The organism is Bacillus sp. NPDC094077 (genome assembly GCF_050279465.1).
In the GTDB taxonomy this organism is placed as follows: domain Bacteria; phylum Bacillota; class Bacilli; order Bacillales; family Bacillaceae_G; genus Bacillus_A.
In genome coordinates this window covers 451,088-467,034 of the sequence record NZ_JBNNUF010000002.1, presented here as the reverse complement: position 1 = coordinate 467,034, position 15,947 = coordinate 451,088, and the positions used below count along the sequence as shown (strand labels likewise).

Here is a 15,947-nt window from a genome sequence, read left to right as displayed (position 1 = left end):
TTATTCATGAATGATTTACGTTATCCAATTGGGCAATTTACATATAAACGTCCTATAACTGAAGAAATGATTGATACATGGATTCAAGAAATTGAAGATTTACCTAATGAACTAACAAAGGCAATTAAAGATTTAGATCAGAAGCAGTTAGACACACCGTATCGCGTTGGCGGATGGACGGTTCGCCAAGTTGTTCATCACGTTGTTGATAGCCATATGAATAGCTACATACGCTTTAAATTAGCACTAACAGAGAAGAACCCAACTATTAAACCGTATAAAGAAGAAAAGTGGGCAGAGTTACCTGATTCGAAATTACCAGTAGATGTTTCACTTGTTATGCTAGATTCATTACATAAAAGATGGGTTAACCTTTTATATTCTCTAGAACTTGAAGATTTAGAAAAGACATTTAATCATCCTGAATCTGGTGAAACAAAACTTGCTGTTGCAATTGGACTATACGCATGGCATGGCCGTCATCATACAGCTCATATAACTTCATTAAGAAAGCGTCTAAATTGGTAACATGGAGATTCAATTAGAGAAGGCGACAGAAACTGATGCAGAAGTTATATTTCAGATGCAAATAGATTCATTCAAACCCTTATTAAATAAATATAAGGACTATGAAACAAGTCCGGGAAATGAAGCAATCGAAAAAACTATTTTAAGAATAAATAATCCTGACGGTGGCTTCTATAAAATAATAGTGGATTCGAATCTTGTTGGAGCGCTATGCATATCACAAAAAGAAGTACCCTATAAATTTTGGATCAGTCCAATGTTTATTCATCCAAGTTATCAAGGAAAAGGAATTGCTCAAAAGATACTTATTTTAATCGAAGGAATGTTTCCTGAAGCAATGAGTTGGGAACTTGCTACTATTTTAGAAGAAGAGAGAAATTGTTTTTTATATGAAAAGATGGGTTATAAAAGAACACAATTAGAAAAGAAATTAAGTGAAAAAACTACACTTATTTATTACAAAAAAGAAAGGTAAAGCATTTGAAATACGCTTTACCTTTTTATGTTAATACAGATTAAACATGCAATAATAATGTATATTCTTCCAAAATACTCGGGTTATTATTTTCCTAAATGAATAAACATGCAAAAATCGCTATTTCGTTGTATATATTACTAGCGCTTTTTGAATGCTTAAAATACTATCGTCACCTTTAAATTCTTTCGTGATTGGATCCTCCATACTAGACACCCAAATTTTAAGTTCTGCATCTAAATCAAAATGCCCAGCTGTTTCGATGCTAAATTGTGTAATACTTTTATAAGGGATAGAATGGTATTCTGTTTTTTTGCCAGTTACCCCTTGTTTATCTACTAAAATAAGACGACGATTTGTAAATACAATTAAATCACGAATTAATTTATAAGCATGCTCAACTTTCTCATCGTCTAGCATAATCTTCTCTAAATCACGTTCTACACTTTCAGAACTTGTATTTGATGCATTTCCTAAAATACCGCTAAATAAACCCATTTGAAATACCTCCTTTATCATATGTGGAATGAGTTTCTTATATTGTAACATGCTATGCCTAAATACATTATGACATTGCATCTATAGTTTTTTCTGCTTATTGCAATTATTTTATATAACCTCATCCTAAAATCTTGTGCTAACATATAAGTAAGAAAAAAGAAGCAGAGGGATATAGCATGAAGAATATCGGTTTAGTATTAGAGGGCGGAGGAATGAAAGGTTTATATACTGCAGGAGTACTCGAATATTTTATGGAAAAGAACTTATTCTTTCCTTATGTAATCGGCGTATCGGCTGGGGCCTGTATGGGAGCAACCTATTTGTCACGTCAAAAAGGGAGAAATAAGAAAGTAAATACAGAGCTAGTTTCAGATCACAGATATATATCTTATAGAAATTTAATTCGAAAACGTGAATTATTTGGAATGGACTTTTTATTTGATGAAGTGCCGAACAAAATTGTCCCATTTGATTTTCAAACTTTCTTAAATTCAAATGAACAGTTTGTAATAGGAACGACTGATTGTCATTCGGGACAAACTGTTTATTACAATAAAATAGAACACGGAAATGATATTTTAAAAATCATTCGTGCATCAAGCTCAGTGCCTTTTATAGCACCTGCTGTAGAATATGATAATCGAAAATTGTTAGATGGAGGGATTATAGATCCTATTCCCATTTTTAAAGCACAAAAAGATGGTTATCAAAAGAACGTTGTTATTATGACAAAGCCAGATGGATACGAAAAGCAGCGTAATAAATTGTCTGGATTGGCTAAAATTTTATATAGAAAATATCCAAAAATAGCAGAGTCTTTAGTAGAACATTATCGTTTTTATAATGAAACGATATCTTATATGAATCATAAGGAACAAAAAGATAATTTTTATGTAATTCAGCCAAGTGTACAGCTTCCGATAAGTGGAATAGAAAGAAATAAGGAAAAGCTCGTTAATCTATATAACCTTGGGTATAACGATGCTCAACATCATTATAAGAACTTATTAAATTGGATGGAGAAATAAAGGGGTGGAAAGTTGATATTAGGAAAAGAAATTATTTTTAATGAATTGATGAAATTGCATAGGCCACTGCATAAACCGTTTCCTTATCGCGATACACGAAAATTGCAGCGAGACTTAAAAAGTAAATTTACAGAAGATGACGTGATAAATGCTGATTTTAATCATTATTGGATGCATACAGCAGCAACTTTAAATTCTGTATTAAATAAAAAAGAAAAGAATATTTCGTTTCAGCAAATAAAGTGGTTAAGGAAATCGTTTTTTGAATGGTTTCCGCAATATCGTTTTATAGAAACAGAAATTGTGAAGTATCCCATTTTGTATAGCGATTTCATGAATTATGAGAAGGCCCGGAAATTATTACTTTATTACCTTACTGAATAAAGATAAAAACGTACAGGTTACATTGCTTGTGCGTTTTTTTGTTCATAAAACATTCAATATTAATAACTTATTTATATAGGAATTCTAATGAAGAAAAAGAAGTACATATAGAATGATGTAGGGGAGGAGAGAGAAGTTTGGTAGCTGTTTTCCTTTAAATTAATGCCCAACTCAAATATTTCGAGTAAAATCCGCTTCTTAATGATATTATCAAATATCAAGAAAAATAATTTAAAAAACGAAGAAGGGACAGTTTTAACATGGAAAATGTATCAAATGTAGATAAAGTAGAATCAGTAAAATCTTTACAGTCAACAATCCGTAAACTTGAAAATGCCTTGTCACAGATGACTCAAAAAGGCTCAAACACTACTTTAGTGAAAAAAAGACTCAAAGCTGTTTGTATCGGCTTAGAGATGTTAGAAAGTGTTTGGAATCAAGAAACTCATCATTATACTCAGGAAGATTTAGCAGAAGCTCGAAATGTTCTTATTGGTTTGCTTCCATCAATCGAAAAGATTTATGATAAGTCAAGGGCTGGGAGTCCTCAAAGAACGCTTTTAGAAAGAAGAATAAAAGCGTTGGAACTTTCTATTCAAGCAATTGATAAACTTTCTAATAAATAACTCATTTAACTACATATATTTTATTAGTTCAATATGAATGAAATGAATTTAAAGAGCCTTATTACAAAAAAGTGTAGCAAGGCTCTTGGATAATAATATCGAAATTTAAATAATACACGTAAGATTCATATTTATATACCTCATGATTATTCTCACACTTCACACCTTCAAGAACTTCTCATTGTGTTTGATGGGGAGTCGTTTATTAAAAATCTTTCAATCGAAAGAACGCTCAATTATTTAATCTACGAAAAAGAAATTCCACCTTGTATTACTGTTGCTATAGATCATGTTAATCGGTTAGATGAGCTAACTTATAACGATAGAGCGAATGCATTTTTAACAGCTAGATTACTTCCATGGCTGCAAGCTAGATATCATGTATATCAAGAGGCGAAGCATACAACAATTGCTGGTTTCAGGCGTGGTGGTTTAGCAGCTTTTTATGCAGCACTTCGAAATCCTTATATTTTGGGCAATGTGTTGTCTCTGTCTGAATTCGTCCATTGGAAAAAGGATGGATTTGAAAAAGTTCCTTGGACTGAGCATCAGATTTTATCTAGTAATCTGAACGCATCTCATCTTAAATTTCATATGATAACAGGACAACTTGAAAATGAACCTCTTTTAACGGTTAATAAGCGTTTATATAGAGCTTTAAAAGATAAGGGATAACTAATCACTTATGAAGAGTTTCAAGGCGATCATGACAGTGTGTGGCGGCGAGAAAAGTTATTTGATGGATTAAGAGCTTTGAAACATACAAAAACCACACTATAAAATAAAAAGGGGCGAAAATCTATGAATCAAGAAGAACTAGATAAAAAATTAAAAAAACAAGAAATTTTAGTGAAAGATGAGAAAGTTTGGTCCTATACGTATGAGGATCATATTAGTTCTATCATTAAACAGGCAGAAAAGAAAGGGACTTTTGATAATTTACCTGGTAAAGGGAAACCTCTTAATCTTGATAAAGATCTTTCGTACAACCCTGAAAAGCAACTTTATAGAACATTGAAAAATAATCACGTTTTACCTAGGTGGATTGAGCTTTCAAAAGAAATTGATGATTTAAAAGAAAGACTAAAAGAAAATACAAATACAGCGGAAGCAGCGGATTTAATTCGAACTATAAATAAAAAGGTTTTAGAGCATAATTTACTTTGTCCGCCAAGTGCGCAAAAAACGAGGGTGAAAACGGATTTTTAACGATTTTCAATTAAGTTATCTCTTGCTATATAATTAAGTAAGGCGTTTTCAATTAGTTACTATAGGGAGGCAAAAGTGATGAAGGATACGTATCAACTTCAAATTCCGAAAGAACTAGAACAGTATCGTAGTATTTTAGAAGAAAGCGTGAAACCGTATATTAAAGTGTCTGGAACGCAAGCCGAGACAACTCTTTTTGAAAGTAAGTTTGGCGGCTATCCGTATTTACCTATAAATCAAGAACATCCTACAGACTCAAATGGACAACCTATGATGCTACTTGCGCAGTTAAACTTTGAAGAAATTCCGCATATTGAATATATACCTCAACACGGCATGTTACAGTTTTTCGTAAGTGCTGATGATGAGCTTTTTGGAGCAGATTTTGATCATCCAACAAGCCAAAAAGACTTTCGAATTATTTATCATTCTACAATTACAGAAGATTTAACTAAGGTTATTACTGATTTTAGTTATTTAAACACTTTAGAATTAGAGCATTTCATCATACCCCAAGTAGCGAAACTAAAGTTTGAATTGGATTATCAACCAGTAACATCAAGAGATTATCGATTTGAAAAGATTTTTAGTGATAACATTGATTGGGAAGAAATTGTTGATGAAGAGAACGAAACAGAATTAGGTGAACTATATGATGAACTATGTGAAGATCAAGGACATAAAATTGGCGGCTATCCGTTTTTCACTCAGACAGATCCAAGAGAATGGGAAGAAAAATACCAACAGCATGATATATTATTGTTACAAATTGATACAGACGATTCATTAAACATTATGTGGGGAGATTCCGGTGTTGCAAATTTCTTTGTACGCAAGGAAGATTTGTTAAATCTAGATTTTTCCAACGTCATTTACAATTGGGATTGTTACTAAAAGATATAAATAAAATAATAGCAAACTAAAAAATCTTCCTGAAGGTGGGGAGGATTTTTTTACGTTAAAAATAAACGTTATGTTAACTAAGATAACACATGCTATATAGACTAGAAGTCAAGTGTTTATGTAGAAAAATACGAAAAAAATGCACATTTGATAAAACGCATATAAATAGCAATAAAATTATAAAGTAACTCATAAAATACGTTTATAAATTAATTTATAAAGAAAAAATTTATTTCATATAAATAATTTTTATGCTGAAAAATTATTCGCGATTCATTATACAGATTTGATCAAAACTTTTTAAGTTTGAATTGCTATAAATGATTGATTGTAAAATTAACAATAAAAATAACAGAAATTCATGTAATAAAGAATTTGTATGAATCTCATTAAAAATCTCCGTTTCGTCTCATTAAGTATAGTTTACTTGGTTTTTGATACACGGGATTACTTTGTTTCTATAACTGCCTATAATATATATTATGTCAACTAGAAAAAAGTAATAAACTTATTATATATTAGTTGTTGTTGGTATACTCCCCTTTTCTTTGTTTGTATGTGGTTAGTTCGTTGTTTTTTGAATCGGTGTAATTTGATAACTTTGGTATTCATAATTTATATTCCCGTAAATGCTTTTTAATTAAAATAATAAAAAGCAACTTATTTAATCGTTAATTTTAAACAAGTTGCTTTGAGATTGATTAAATAATATGTTTATATATTAGTTTGCTACAGCAATTGCTTCGATTTCGATTAATAATTCGTCGTGAATTAGTTTGTTAACTTCTACAGCCGAACTTGCTGGTGGATTGTTTGTATTGATGTACTGATCACGGATATCTCTAACTATGGCCATTTGTGAAATGTCTGTTAAGAAAAATGTTAATTTTATAACATCATTAAAGTTTAGTTCTGAAGACTCTAAAGCAGCCTTTATATTTTCAAAAACTTGTCTTGTTTGTAAAGTTAAATCGTTAATTCCAACTATTCGACCATCAGTATTTATTGCGATTTGTCCAGATATATAGACCGTCCGTTTGGCGTTGCTAACCTCGACTATATGTGAGTATCCTAAAGTTACTGGCATGGTTTCTGGATTCAAAAATTTCTTTTGCAATGTATATTCCTCCTTTAATAATTTTATATGTGTATACTCAATTATCCAGTAAGTAATCTGAAGTTTCAAATGTTTTATACCATATATATTCTACCTACACTCTCTGTATTGTATATATATTTGAAATACCTTAAACTCTTACATATTCCTATACATTTATTCTTTTTCTTGAAAAACATTGTATTTACGCTTTAAATACAATCCTTTATCTTTATAAATCCACTTTGAAAATTTATTAACATTATCTTTACCACTTAGATATATGCGATATTGTTTTTCTTTGTCAACAAAACTCAATTGGAATTTATTACTCTCAAGGATGCCTTTAAAAAAGTTCATAAAACTATATGAGCCTCCAACAAAGCTAACAAAATATTTATAAGGGTTTACATGTCCATCCCCATCAAAATAACCACGAACAAAGTGATGTAAATATTCATCTGGGACGTATGGAAATTGTATATCGAATGATTTACAATGTTTAACATATATACACTTGTATTTTTATTTTGGTAAAGTGGCTGGTTTGTGTTTAGTTCTTTTTTATATCTTCTAAAATGTCACTTTCTTTTTGCGAGATACTGACACATTGATTTCCTTTTGATATAACGCCGTCAGCTGCTATAAATCCTAAAATATAAGCCATGTTATTTGACCAAGTTTTAAAATAATCTTCTTTTATGTCATACTTTCTCTTCCAACTACCTATAGCTCGCCTTGGAACGTTATTGTCTGTTAAAACCATACGGATGTATCTAGCTGACACGTTAGCAAGTAAGGCGATTTCTGAGGTACTCTTCCCTTCTGCATACAGATGAATTATTTCAGATTTTAATAGTTTACATTTTGACTTCTTTTTACTTTCCCTATACATTTACAAACTCTCCTTCCTTTAAATGATTAAATATCTACCTGCTTCTTTAATATAAAACGAAACGTATGTTCTTTGTTGATTGCGAGAAGGATTTTACTTAATTAAAACAATTTACATTTGCTTAAAATTTGTTTCAGCTGCTATATGGTTTACATTTTATAGATACAAATAATGAATTTGACGAATTTATGAAATGTACTGCATTTAAGATGAAAGGTAAAATGATATCGTTTAAACTACAAATAGCTACAATAACCACATACGTATATTGTTAAACGTAAAAAGGAGAACTAATGAAAAAGAAATATATAAATCAAATTCCTACTGATGTGAATTTTAAACCGAAAGATATTATAGGTTTAATGACTGATTACTTTAAAATGAAATCAAAGCTGCGGCCTATAAAGAATTTACCTATCGTTTTATCGAATAAAGATAATGAATCTTTAAAGAGTGTTACGTGGTTTGGCCATTCTGCTTCTCTTTTAAAAATAGAAGGTAAAAAGCTGTTGTTAGATCCTATGCTTGGAGATGCCTCTTCCCCATTCCCTGTCTTTACTAGTAAACGTTATAGTGGCGTTTTTTCTTTAGAACGTGAAGACCTTCAAGAAATTGATGCGATTATCATTTCTCATAACCATTATGATCATTTAAATTACAAAAGTATTATGGAATTAAAAGATCGCACGAAGCATTTTTACGTTCCGATGGGAGTTGCACGCTATCTTATTAAGTGGGGTGTTTCACCTAGTAAAATTAGTGAGCATAATTGGTGGGATGAAATTACGTTTGACACTATAAAGTTAGTATGTGCTCCTGCAAGACATTTTTCAGGACGAAGTATGACAGATAGAGATCGTTCGTTATGGTGTTCGTGGATTATCCTTGGTCAAGAAACTAAAATCTTCTTTAGTGGTGATAGCGGGTATGCGCCTCACTTTAAGGAGATTGGTGATAAATACGGTCCATTTGATCTTACATTAATGGAATGTGGACAATATGATACACGATGGTCTGCTATTCATATGTTGCCAGAAGAGACGGTACAAGCTCATATTGACGTTAAAGGAGAATTACTACTTCCGATTCATTGGGGTGCTTTTACATTAGCGTTACATGAATGGAGTGATCCTATTGAACGTGTTACGAAAGAAGCAAAGCGTTTAGGAGTTACAGTTGCAACGCCACAAATTGGTGAATCTATTACGTTAAAATCTACAGGTTATCCCTCATCAGCTTGGTGGCGAGAAGTTTAATAATCAATGTAATAAAGAGCGAACCTTCTTATAAGGGATTCGCTCTTTATTTGTATTTAAGTTTATTTCTCTACAGTGTGCTTGTACATAATGTACTTCCTTCTTTTATTCCTAATAAGCTCTAACTGGCGATATAAGATGTACTGCTGCAGATTGCTCTCCTGCTTCAATTAATATCGGTCTCATAGAACCACCAAAACTTAACGTAACCGTTTCTTCTTTTATTGCTCTTAAAGCATCTATCATAAATCGGCCATCGAAAGATATATTTAATTGTTTTTCGCCACGAATCACATCTATTTGTTGTGTCTCAGATATTTTACCAATCTGAGAAGCGTTAGAAGAAATTTTAATTGTGGATTTGTTGATGATTTCTAAGTTGACGTTGTTATTTGCCCATTCACTTGCTAATAAACTTGATCGATCTACCCCTTGTAAAATCTTTTTTCTATCTATGTTAATAACCGTTTGAAATTCATTTGGAATGAGACCAGATATATTAGGATATTTCCCTTCAATTAATCTTGAATATAACGTAGTTGTGCCGAATGTAAAAATAATGTGACTCTCTGAAAGATAGATGTATACGTATTCCGAATTGCTGTTCATTAGTTTTAGAAGTTCACTTATAGTTGCACTTGGTACTATACAATTTGCTTTTGCATCTGAAGAAATTAGCGTTTCACGTATAGCGAGTCTATGTGAGTCAGTTGCAGCACAAATTAATTTAGTATTATCTAACTCTATATGTACTCCAGTAAGAACAGGTCTAGATTCATTTTTAGCTACTGCAAAGACAGTTTGTTTAAACACTTCAAGCAATTGTTCTGTTTCTATTTGTATTTCTGCATGATTGTCTATACGTGGTACATTCGGAAACTCATTTACTGAAAAGCCATTTAAGTTTAAAATGATTTCTTCTGATTGTATGGTAATTATTTGCTCATTCTTACTTTTTATTATTATATCACTTGGCATTTTCTTTATAATTTCAATGAAATATTTTGCAGGTACAACAATAGTTCCTGTTTTTAAGATGGTCGCAATTTGTTTGTCTTCTATTGAAATAGGGATAAATTTCTCGATAAAAATATTCGAGTTACTTGCGATTAAAGTAATTCCAGATTGATCTGCTGTTATTTTGATACCGGATAAAATAGGAATTAAAGCTTTTGTCGATATGGCTTTACTTACTTCTGAAAGTGCTTGAGTGAAGTGTTTATGATTAACGATAAACTCCATTTTTCCCCCGCCTTATGTGAAATGATATTTTTATGAAGATTGATGAACGATTGTTCCATTAAAAATGTAAGGTACTGTTTCTTTTCTTTGTAAAATGTCTAGTAAATGTTTTGGTATACGTAAATACGGTGCTGCTACATGTAATTTCATCCAAGTAATTTCTTCAATTTCTTTTGGCCTTGATATAAATATATCTCCGCCGGTTATTTCGCCTAAAAAATTAAAGAAAATTGCATGATGTCCTCTTTCCTCAAAAAAAGCTTCGCTGATGAAACAAATCCCTTTTACAGATATACTTAGCCCTGTTTCTTCTTTCACTTCCCGAATTACTGCCTCTTCTAACGTTTCTCCAAATTTAACTGCACCGCCTGGTAACGTGTAATAAGAACCATTTTTCCCTTTGTTTTTTACCATTAAGATCTTTTCGTAAGTTTTGTCGTACAAAAGCGCGTATGTAACATTTACTTTTTTCATATGTACCCCCTTCAATTTTAATAAAAGGAATTTTCTGTCTTTATTTCATTCTAACATTAACTCGTTTTGATATATATATAAGTTAGTTGAGTATTTCATTTACTTGCTATTTCAATAGGTAATAAGCAATAGCTACTGATACATATAAAAGAACGCATTTTGAAAAAATGATTCAAAGTACGTTCCAATTATTTTTTTGATTCTAAATTCAATATGTTTTATAACCTTTTCTCTAAATAGTAATGATTGTGTCCTTTCGGATGATCCTCACTTACTCCGATTACTTTATATCCAAGCTTCGTATAAAAATCAGGGGCTTGGAAACTAAACGTATCTAAGTTGATCAGCCTACATTCTTTTTCAATTGCAAATTCTTCAATAAGCTTTATTAATTGGCTTCCGAATCCCGCTTGCCTATATTCTTCAGCAACCCACAGGAAATCAACATGTACATGGTGCCAAAATGTTATTGCCGTTATCCCACCTACTATTTCTTCTTTTTCGTTTCTTACTATAAAACTAACCTTTTCTGAAGGTGTTTTTTCTTCATCTGAAAGATATTTTTGATTATATTCAATTACTTTTTCTCTTATGTAATCACTATCTTTTTGTATCCATTGCTTTACTATTTTCATTTTAAGTATCACGCTCCTTTTATATTTTCTATTCAATTTCATAATTGTATTTTCCTGTCTTTACTGAGTAAGTAAAAAAGAGTCCTAGCATAAGGACTCTTTTTAGAATTAAGCTGTTTTTCGGTGTAACTGTTTTATTTCTTTTTTCTTCTCTACATCTGGTGGACGGATTAAAATAGAAATAACGAAAGATATAATACTTAATACACCAATTGTAATGAAGGTTGGTTGAAATCCACCAAGTAGTGCTCCAATGAATGCCCCTGCAAGTGCACCAAATCCGAAACCTTGATAAACAATTCCGTAATTTGTACTATGATTTTTTAAACCGAAGAAATCGCCGACAATAGCTGGAAATATTGTAATGTTACCGCCGAAACAAAAGGCGACACTTGCTACACAAGTGAAATATATCCCATAATTTAGTGGTATAAAACTTAAAGTAAAGACTGACAATCCAATAATAATAAACGTTGCAGATACAATTTTTAATCGACCTATTTTATCTGATAACGTTCCGAGAATGATTCTACCTATAGTATTAAAGACTGCAATCATTGCAACAGCGTTAGCTGCGGTTGCTGCACTAAGGCCAACGAGCTGTACCCCAATGTCTTTTACCATACCGATTAAATACAGACCACCCATACAGGATGTAAATAGCATAAAAAATAAGAGATATACTTGCTTCGTTCGCATCATTTCACGCGGAGTATAGTCATTGTGTAATGTTTCAGTTACGGTGTTACTTACAATTGCTTCACGTAAGAAGAACGATCCGATTAATACTAAAAGTAAAACGATAATACCCCAATATAAAAATGCTTGTGATACACCAAGAGTATCGATTAGATTTCCGTTTATATATCTAAAAATTAAGCTACCCATTCCATATGCTGAAACAGATATACCAGAAATAAGCCCTTTACGATTTGGAAACCATTTAATTAAATTGGATAGTGACGTAATATAAGCTGTTCCATCCGCATAACCAACAACAACACCAGCTAATAAATACAGTAATGGTAATGAAGAAACTTGTGAACTGAGTATTAAGCCGAGTCCCAATACAATACCTGCAGTAGCAATAAGTTTACGAAGTCCTAATTTTTGCTGCAACTTTCCTGCAAATAAGGTTGAAAATGATAAAGAAAAACTTGTTATGGAGAAAGTTATCGCAACGGAATTAAGGTTCCATCCAAACTTACTTACAAGGGGTTGATTAAATAAACTCCATGTATAAATTGTTCCAAGGCCAATTTGAATAATAATTGTACCTAGAACAATTAATAGCGGATTTATAGAAGTTTGTTTCATACTAACTGTCCCCTTCTTTTATCTAGATATGAATTTCACAGTTAGTATATCCATCATAAAATGCAGGATACAGTGCGAAAAATGGAAATTAAGTTCATATACACAAAAAGACACTTCATTAAGAAGTGCCTTTTTGCAGGTTATATCAGATATATTTAAAGAAAACTTTGTTAAGATAAGACATTTTCAAATGCTTATGTATATATGTTATCAAATGATTTCTAAAATGTGATGGGACTTAAGACGTATCTTTCTTTCATAAAATAGTCGGAGAAGAAATTAATATTCGATTTCCTCAAAATCTTTCGGCTGCGGTACAGTTTGCATATTAGCTGCATCTTTTGGATCACTGTAAATCGCATTTTGTTCTGTAATTGTATCTTTTATAGTTTCTTTTTCATTTTAGTTCACTCCTTTTTGTTATAGGAGTAATTATGCCCTAATCGTTTTATTTTTACTGCTGCTAAATGTATCTGCGACTAAATTGCTAAACTCACGTAAATAATATAAGTAATTATCACCGCCATAGTTGTATCTTTTATTATACATTTTTGCAACAACTACATTATATTCAGGAATTACTAAAATGGTTGGTCCAGTAATTCCTAATATTTGATATGACCCTTTTGGAACGCGTTCACCAAGTTCACTTAATCGTGCAGGTTCATTCTGAACGAACCAAAACACCCCATTTTGTGGCAGGTTATTATTTTTATACGCCGGACTTTGCAAACTCGTAGCAATTTCAAAAACTTCTTTTGGAACAATTTGTTTACTATTTATTATCCCTTGATTTAAATGAAGGTTACCCCAATAAGCAAATTCTCTAGCTGAGACGAACAGATTTTTTTCAGTACCGTCATCTACTGAACCGATTTTACTTATCGCGTCTTCATTTGGATTATCTACAACTTTAACTAAATTTTCATCTTGCTGAATTCTCCATCCGGTTTCTTGGAAATTAGCAGGTTTAAATACACGCTCTTTTAACAATTCAGAAAAACTTTTGTCATATAACTGATAAATAAGACGTGTCATCATTCGCACATTAATATCTCTATACGCCCAAGCTTGTCCAGGTTCAAATTCACGGAAAATTGTACCGTCATCCGTTTCTCCTAGACCGTGTGAATGAGTTACTAAATGTCTTATCGTTGTTTTACCGAGTAATAAAGGATCGAAGTCTTTAAAATACTTTATTGCCTCATCATCAATAGAGTTTATTTTCCCTTCATAAAGCGCATACGCTACCATTAATCCTAAATAACTTTTTCTCGCGGAAGCGACATTGAACTGTGAAGATGCTGTTACTTTTTTACTTGTAGCTGTATTAGAATGATATCCACTATAATGTTCTAGTACAATTTTGTTATCTTTTATAATACAAAGTGCCGCTGCTGAACTATAATTTTCTTTTTTAATATTCTCTACCCATGAAATTATTTTTTCATATTCGTACAAATACATACCCTCCCTTAAACTTTTTAAACATAACAACATGAAAGAAAAGTAGAAACAGTATTTATACCTTTCTTTCATGTGAAATATTAGTGATTTACTATACTTAAATAATCCACCAGTTCCAGCAATTAAAACAACCGAAACATCCAGCGCAACCGACACACCCGCCGCAACGACCTCCACAACCACCACATCTGCCGCCACAGCCGCCACAGCCACCACAGCGTCCACCACATCCGCCACAACGACGCGCATCGTCTTGAATGTAGTAATATGGATATTGATTTTGTTGTTGATCCCAATACACAACATTACCAGATTGATAATCATTAAGGTTTAACGATTGTAGTTCATGTTGAAATTGATCCATTTCGAAACCCTCCATTTATAAATATAAATTCCGGCCAAATTTTAAAGTTTAAATATTATTGTAAATAAAGTAGAAACGAGGCTATAGACTAAATGCGTACATCAACAAAATATGACTTTACATTAGGTGATGTACCTTGTTTTTTTGCCTATTTTCTTTATATCCTTTTGATGGACGTATTTACTATAAATAGAGTGACTTAAAAATTACTAATCCAACAATTTAATAGTTCATCACTTAATTTTCTTTCTAGTAATTCTTTAATTGAAGGCGTTGGCATGATTTTATAAGTATTTAAAGCCTCTTTATTATAATCTATCCAGTGAAACGCTAAATGAGACTCTCTAGACTTTGGTGTTATATCAATATACAACTCTTGTGAATCCACTTCAAAAATGTGGTTGATTTCATGATGAAGCACTTCTTTATCTTGCCATTGATTTTCTATGACTCCTAAAAATTGTTTTATACTGCATTTTACTCCTAGTTCTTCTCGTAGCTCCCTTATTAATGCGTTTCCTGCAGATTCCCCGATATCAACATGACCACCGGGTAAAAAATAGTGATGTCCTATGTATTCTGCAACTAGTATTTTTTCATCTTTTATCATGACAGCTCGTACAATATGATGGAATTTACTTTTCAATGAATATTCCTCCTAGTCATTCAATCTATACTTGCTCAAAATAGTCATTCAATATCGGGATAATATAGATCATAGGTGTTTCGTACGGATGGATTTCATTAATGACTTCAAGAGCAAGTTTTACAAGTTCTCGTTTACACTTTATTTCAATTTTACATTCTTGCCCTTCACATATTTGACCAATCTCCCCATTAAAAGGTGATGCCTCAGCTAATGGTCTCCAGTACCCTTTAACAGAGCCATAGGAAAGACAATTGTCATAATTCCCGGTTCTGCAAGCGCCAATTTTATTTAATTCATCTCGTAATAATACAATGTATTCTTCGGGAATAAACACTTCGATTTTTACTTCTGTAAATTGCATATTTCATTTCACACCTTTACTTAATAAAAATTAAACTAATAAACGATATACTTGCTCACCATCATAATCGTGTCCTAATGGTTGAAAACCATAACGTTCATAAAGTTTCTTTGCAGAGATGTTATCTTTATGTACAGTTAATCTAATTTCTTTACACTCTTTAAATCTATTTTGTATTACATTAATGATTTCCTTTAATGCTGCTTTACCATAACCATTTCCTTGCTGCTTTTGGTCAATGATAAATCCGTTAATCCAATACATGTCTGATGTCTCTCTTATATAAGCGTGCATAATAAAACCAACCATAAGATCACCATCATATATAGCAAATGGTATGTACCCAACATTCTCACCATCTGGCTTTATATATACTTTAGCAATTGAAACCGCTACAGATGGGACAAATTTCATTTGATTTTCTTTAACTTGCAACTTTAGTGCGTCTTCCCAATTTTCTCTTGTAACAACCTTTAACTGGACATTCAATATTTTAAGCTCCTTTATAAAGAGGATGTATTTTTATATTCAACATAG

At 31.8% G+C, this 15,947-nt stretch carries 18 protein-coding genes and 2 pseudogenes; 8 read left to right on the top strand and 12 right to left on the bottom strand.

The window, feature by feature from the left end:
* Positions 1-6 precede the first annotated feature (6 nt).
* Together ACQKNR_RS07300 and ACQKNR_RS07295 are read left to right on the top strand one after the other, a co-directional pair.
* Complete coding sequence (locus ACQKNR_RS07300; RefSeq protein WP_427316533.1) at positions 7-528, top strand: YfiT family bacillithiol transferase; 522 nt, start codon at positions 7-9, stop codon at positions 526-528.
* 1 nt (position 529) lies between these two features.
* Positions 530-1,003 carry a GNAT family N-acetyltransferase gene (locus tag ACQKNR_RS07295; protein WP_427316531.1) on the top strand — a complete coding sequence of 158 codons (474 nt, stop codon included), beginning with the start codon at positions 530-532 and terminating at the stop codon, positions 1,001-1,003.
* Positions 1,004-1,123: 120 nt separating this feature from the next.
* Here ACQKNR_RS07295 and ACQKNR_RS07290 read toward each other — a convergent pair whose 3' ends face one another.
* Positions 1,124-1,501, bottom strand: a complete 378-nt coding sequence (locus ACQKNR_RS07290) for a PH domain-containing protein (RefSeq protein WP_427316529.1) — start codon at positions 1,499-1,501, stop codon at positions 1,124-1,126.
* A gap of 179 nt (positions 1,502-1,680) precedes the next feature.
* Here ACQKNR_RS07290 and ACQKNR_RS07285 point away from each other — a divergent pair, with 179 nt between their 5' ends.
* From ACQKNR_RS07285 to ACQKNR_RS07265, 5 genes and pseudogenes are all read left to right on the top strand, one after another.
* On the top strand, positions 1,681-2,532 hold the full coding sequence (locus ACQKNR_RS07285; RefSeq protein WP_427316527.1) for a patatin-like phospholipase family protein: 852 nt from the start codon (positions 1,681-1,683) through the stop codon (positions 2,530-2,532).
* Between the two features lie 12 nt (positions 2,533-2,544).
* The gene (locus ACQKNR_RS07280) at positions 2,545-2,916 is read left to right on the top strand and encodes a YxiJ-like family protein (RefSeq protein WP_427316525.1); all 372 of its coding nucleotides are present in this window, start codon (positions 2,545-2,547) and stop codon (positions 2,914-2,916) included.
* 260 nt (positions 2,917-3,176) lie between these two features.
* Positions 3,177-3,542 (top strand): hypothetical protein, encoded by a 366-nt coding sequence (locus ACQKNR_RS07275; protein WP_427316523.1) that lies wholly within the window; start codon positions 3,177-3,179, stop codon positions 3,540-3,542.
* Positions 3,543-3,647: 105 nt separating this feature from the next.
* Positions 3,648-4,751 (top strand): annotated as a pseudogene (locus ACQKNR_RS07270) (DnaJ family domain-containing protein); the annotation flags it as partial.
* Positions 4,752-4,829: 78 nt separating this feature from the next.
* Complete coding sequence (locus ACQKNR_RS07265) at positions 4,830-5,645, top strand: YwqG family protein (protein WP_427316521.1); 816 nt, start codon at positions 4,830-4,832, stop codon at positions 5,643-5,645.
* A gap of 730 nt (positions 5,646-6,375) precedes the next feature.
* Here the strand turns inward: ACQKNR_RS07265 and ACQKNR_RS07260 are convergent.
* Both ACQKNR_RS07260 and ACQKNR_RS07255 read right to left on the bottom strand, forming a co-directional pair.
* Positions 6,376-6,771, bottom strand: coding sequence for a RidA family protein (locus ACQKNR_RS07260; RefSeq protein WP_427316519.1), 396 nt, complete (start codon positions 6,769-6,771; stop codon positions 6,376-6,378).
* A 156-nt stretch (positions 6,772-6,927) separates the two neighbouring features.
* Positions 6,928-7,645: pseudogene (locus tag ACQKNR_RS07255) on the bottom strand (LAGLIDADG family homing endonuclease).
* A 293-nt stretch (positions 7,646-7,938) separates the two neighbouring features.
* Between ACQKNR_RS07255 and ACQKNR_RS07250 the strand changes: the two are divergent.
* Positions 7,939-8,901, top strand: a complete 963-nt coding sequence (locus ACQKNR_RS07250) for an MBL fold metallo-hydrolase (RefSeq protein ID WP_427316517.1) — start codon at positions 7,939-7,941, stop codon at positions 8,899-8,901.
* A gap of 111 nt (positions 8,902-9,012) precedes the next feature.
* On the opposite strand, the gene dnaN is transcribed toward ACQKNR_RS07250, so the two are convergent.
* The 9 genes from dnaN to ACQKNR_RS07205 all read right to left on the bottom strand — a co-directional run bounded on the left by dnaN (position 9,013) and on the right by ACQKNR_RS07205 (position 15,899).
* Complete coding sequence (gene dnaN, locus ACQKNR_RS07245) at positions 9,013-10,143, bottom strand: DNA polymerase III subunit beta (protein ID WP_427316515.1); 1,131 nt, start codon at positions 10,141-10,143, stop codon at positions 9,013-9,015.
* Between the two features lie 30 nt (positions 10,144-10,173).
* Positions 10,174-10,617, bottom strand: coding sequence for an NUDIX hydrolase (locus tag ACQKNR_RS07240; RefSeq protein ID WP_427316513.1), 444 nt, complete (start codon positions 10,615-10,617; stop codon positions 10,174-10,176).
* A gap of 218 nt (positions 10,618-10,835) precedes the next feature.
* A complete protein-coding gene (locus tag ACQKNR_RS07235) occupies positions 10,836-11,252 on the bottom strand; it encodes a GNAT family N-acetyltransferase (protein WP_427316511.1) in 417 nt (138 codons plus the stop codon).
* Between the two features lie 108 nt (positions 11,253-11,360).
* Complete coding sequence (locus ACQKNR_RS07230) at positions 11,361-12,569, bottom strand: L-lactate MFS transporter (RefSeq protein WP_427316509.1); 1,209 nt, start codon at positions 12,567-12,569, stop codon at positions 11,361-11,363.
* 432 nt (positions 12,570-13,001) lie between these two features.
* The gene (locus tag ACQKNR_RS07225; RefSeq protein WP_427316507.1) at positions 13,002-14,030 is read right to left on the bottom strand and encodes a serine hydrolase domain-containing protein; all 1,029 of its coding nucleotides are present in this window, start codon (positions 14,028-14,030) and stop codon (positions 13,002-13,004) included.
* A gap of 103 nt (positions 14,031-14,133) precedes the next feature.
* The gene (locus ACQKNR_RS07220) at positions 14,134-14,400 is read right to left on the bottom strand and encodes a heterocycloanthracin/sonorensin family bacteriocin (protein WP_427316505.1); all 267 of its coding nucleotides are present in this window, start codon (positions 14,398-14,400) and stop codon (positions 14,134-14,136) included.
* 199 nt (positions 14,401-14,599) lie between these two features.
* Positions 14,600-15,046, bottom strand: a complete 447-nt coding sequence (locus ACQKNR_RS07215) for an NUDIX domain-containing protein (RefSeq protein WP_427316504.1) — start codon at positions 15,044-15,046, stop codon at positions 14,600-14,602.
* Positions 15,047-15,071: 25 nt separating this feature from the next.
* Positions 15,072-15,410, bottom strand: coding sequence for a divalent cation tolerance protein CutA (cutA, locus tag ACQKNR_RS07210; protein WP_427316502.1), 339 nt, complete (start codon positions 15,408-15,410; stop codon positions 15,072-15,074).
* A 30-nt stretch (positions 15,411-15,440) separates the two neighbouring features.
* Positions 15,441-15,899: a GNAT family N-acetyltransferase gene (locus tag ACQKNR_RS07205; RefSeq protein WP_427316500.1), complete on the bottom strand. Its 459-nt coding sequence runs from the start codon at positions 15,897-15,899 to the stop codon at positions 15,441-15,443.
* Positions 15,900-15,947: the final 48 nt, after the last annotated feature.

Excerpts from the sequence above, each read along its gene's own strand:
- ACQKNR_RS07300 (WP_427316533.1), top strand. The coding sequence starts at position 7 with ATGAATGATTTACGTTATCCAATTGGGCAATTTACATATAAACGTCCT.
- ACQKNR_RS07295 (WP_427316531.1), top strand. The coding sequence starts at position 530 with ATGGAGATTCAATTAGAGAAGGCGACAGAAACTGATGCAGAAGTTATA.
- ACQKNR_RS07290 (WP_427316529.1), bottom strand. The coding sequence starts at position 1,501 with ATGGGTTTATTTAGCGGTATTTTAGGAAATGCATCAAATACAAGTTCT.
- ACQKNR_RS07285 (WP_427316527.1), top strand. The coding sequence starts at position 1,681 with ATGAAGAATATCGGTTTAGTATTAGAGGGCGGAGGAATGAAAGGTTTA.
- ACQKNR_RS07275 (WP_427316523.1), top strand. The coding sequence starts at position 3,177 with ATGGAAAATGTATCAAATGTAGATAAAGTAGAATCAGTAAAATCTTTA.
- ACQKNR_RS07265 (WP_427316521.1), top strand. The coding sequence starts at position 4,830 with ATGAAGGATACGTATCAACTTCAAATTCCGAAAGAACTAGAACAGTAT.
- ACQKNR_RS07250 (WP_427316517.1), top strand. The coding sequence starts at position 7,939 with ATGAAAAAGAAATATATAAATCAAATTCCTACTGATGTGAATTTTAAA.
- dnaN (WP_427316515.1), bottom strand. The coding sequence starts at position 10,143 with ATGGAGTTTATCGTTAATCATAAACACTTCACTCAAGCACTTTCAGAA.
- ACQKNR_RS07240 (WP_427316513.1), bottom strand. The coding sequence starts at position 10,617 with ATGAAAAAAGTAAATGTTACATACGCGCTTTTGTACGACAAAACTTAC.
- ACQKNR_RS07235 (WP_427316511.1), bottom strand. The coding sequence starts at position 11,252 with ATGAAAATAGTAAAGCAATGGATACAAAAAGATAGTGATTACATAAGA.
- ACQKNR_RS07230 (WP_427316509.1), bottom strand. The coding sequence starts at position 12,569 with ATGAAACAAACTTCTATAAATCCGCTATTAATTGTTCTAGGTACAATT.
- ACQKNR_RS07220 (WP_427316505.1), bottom strand. The coding sequence starts at position 14,400 with ATGGATCAATTTCAACATGAACTACAATCGTTAAACCTTAATGATTAT.
- cutA (WP_427316502.1), bottom strand. The coding sequence starts at position 15,410 with ATGCAATTTACAGAAGTAAAAATCGAAGTGTTTATTCCCGAAGAATAC.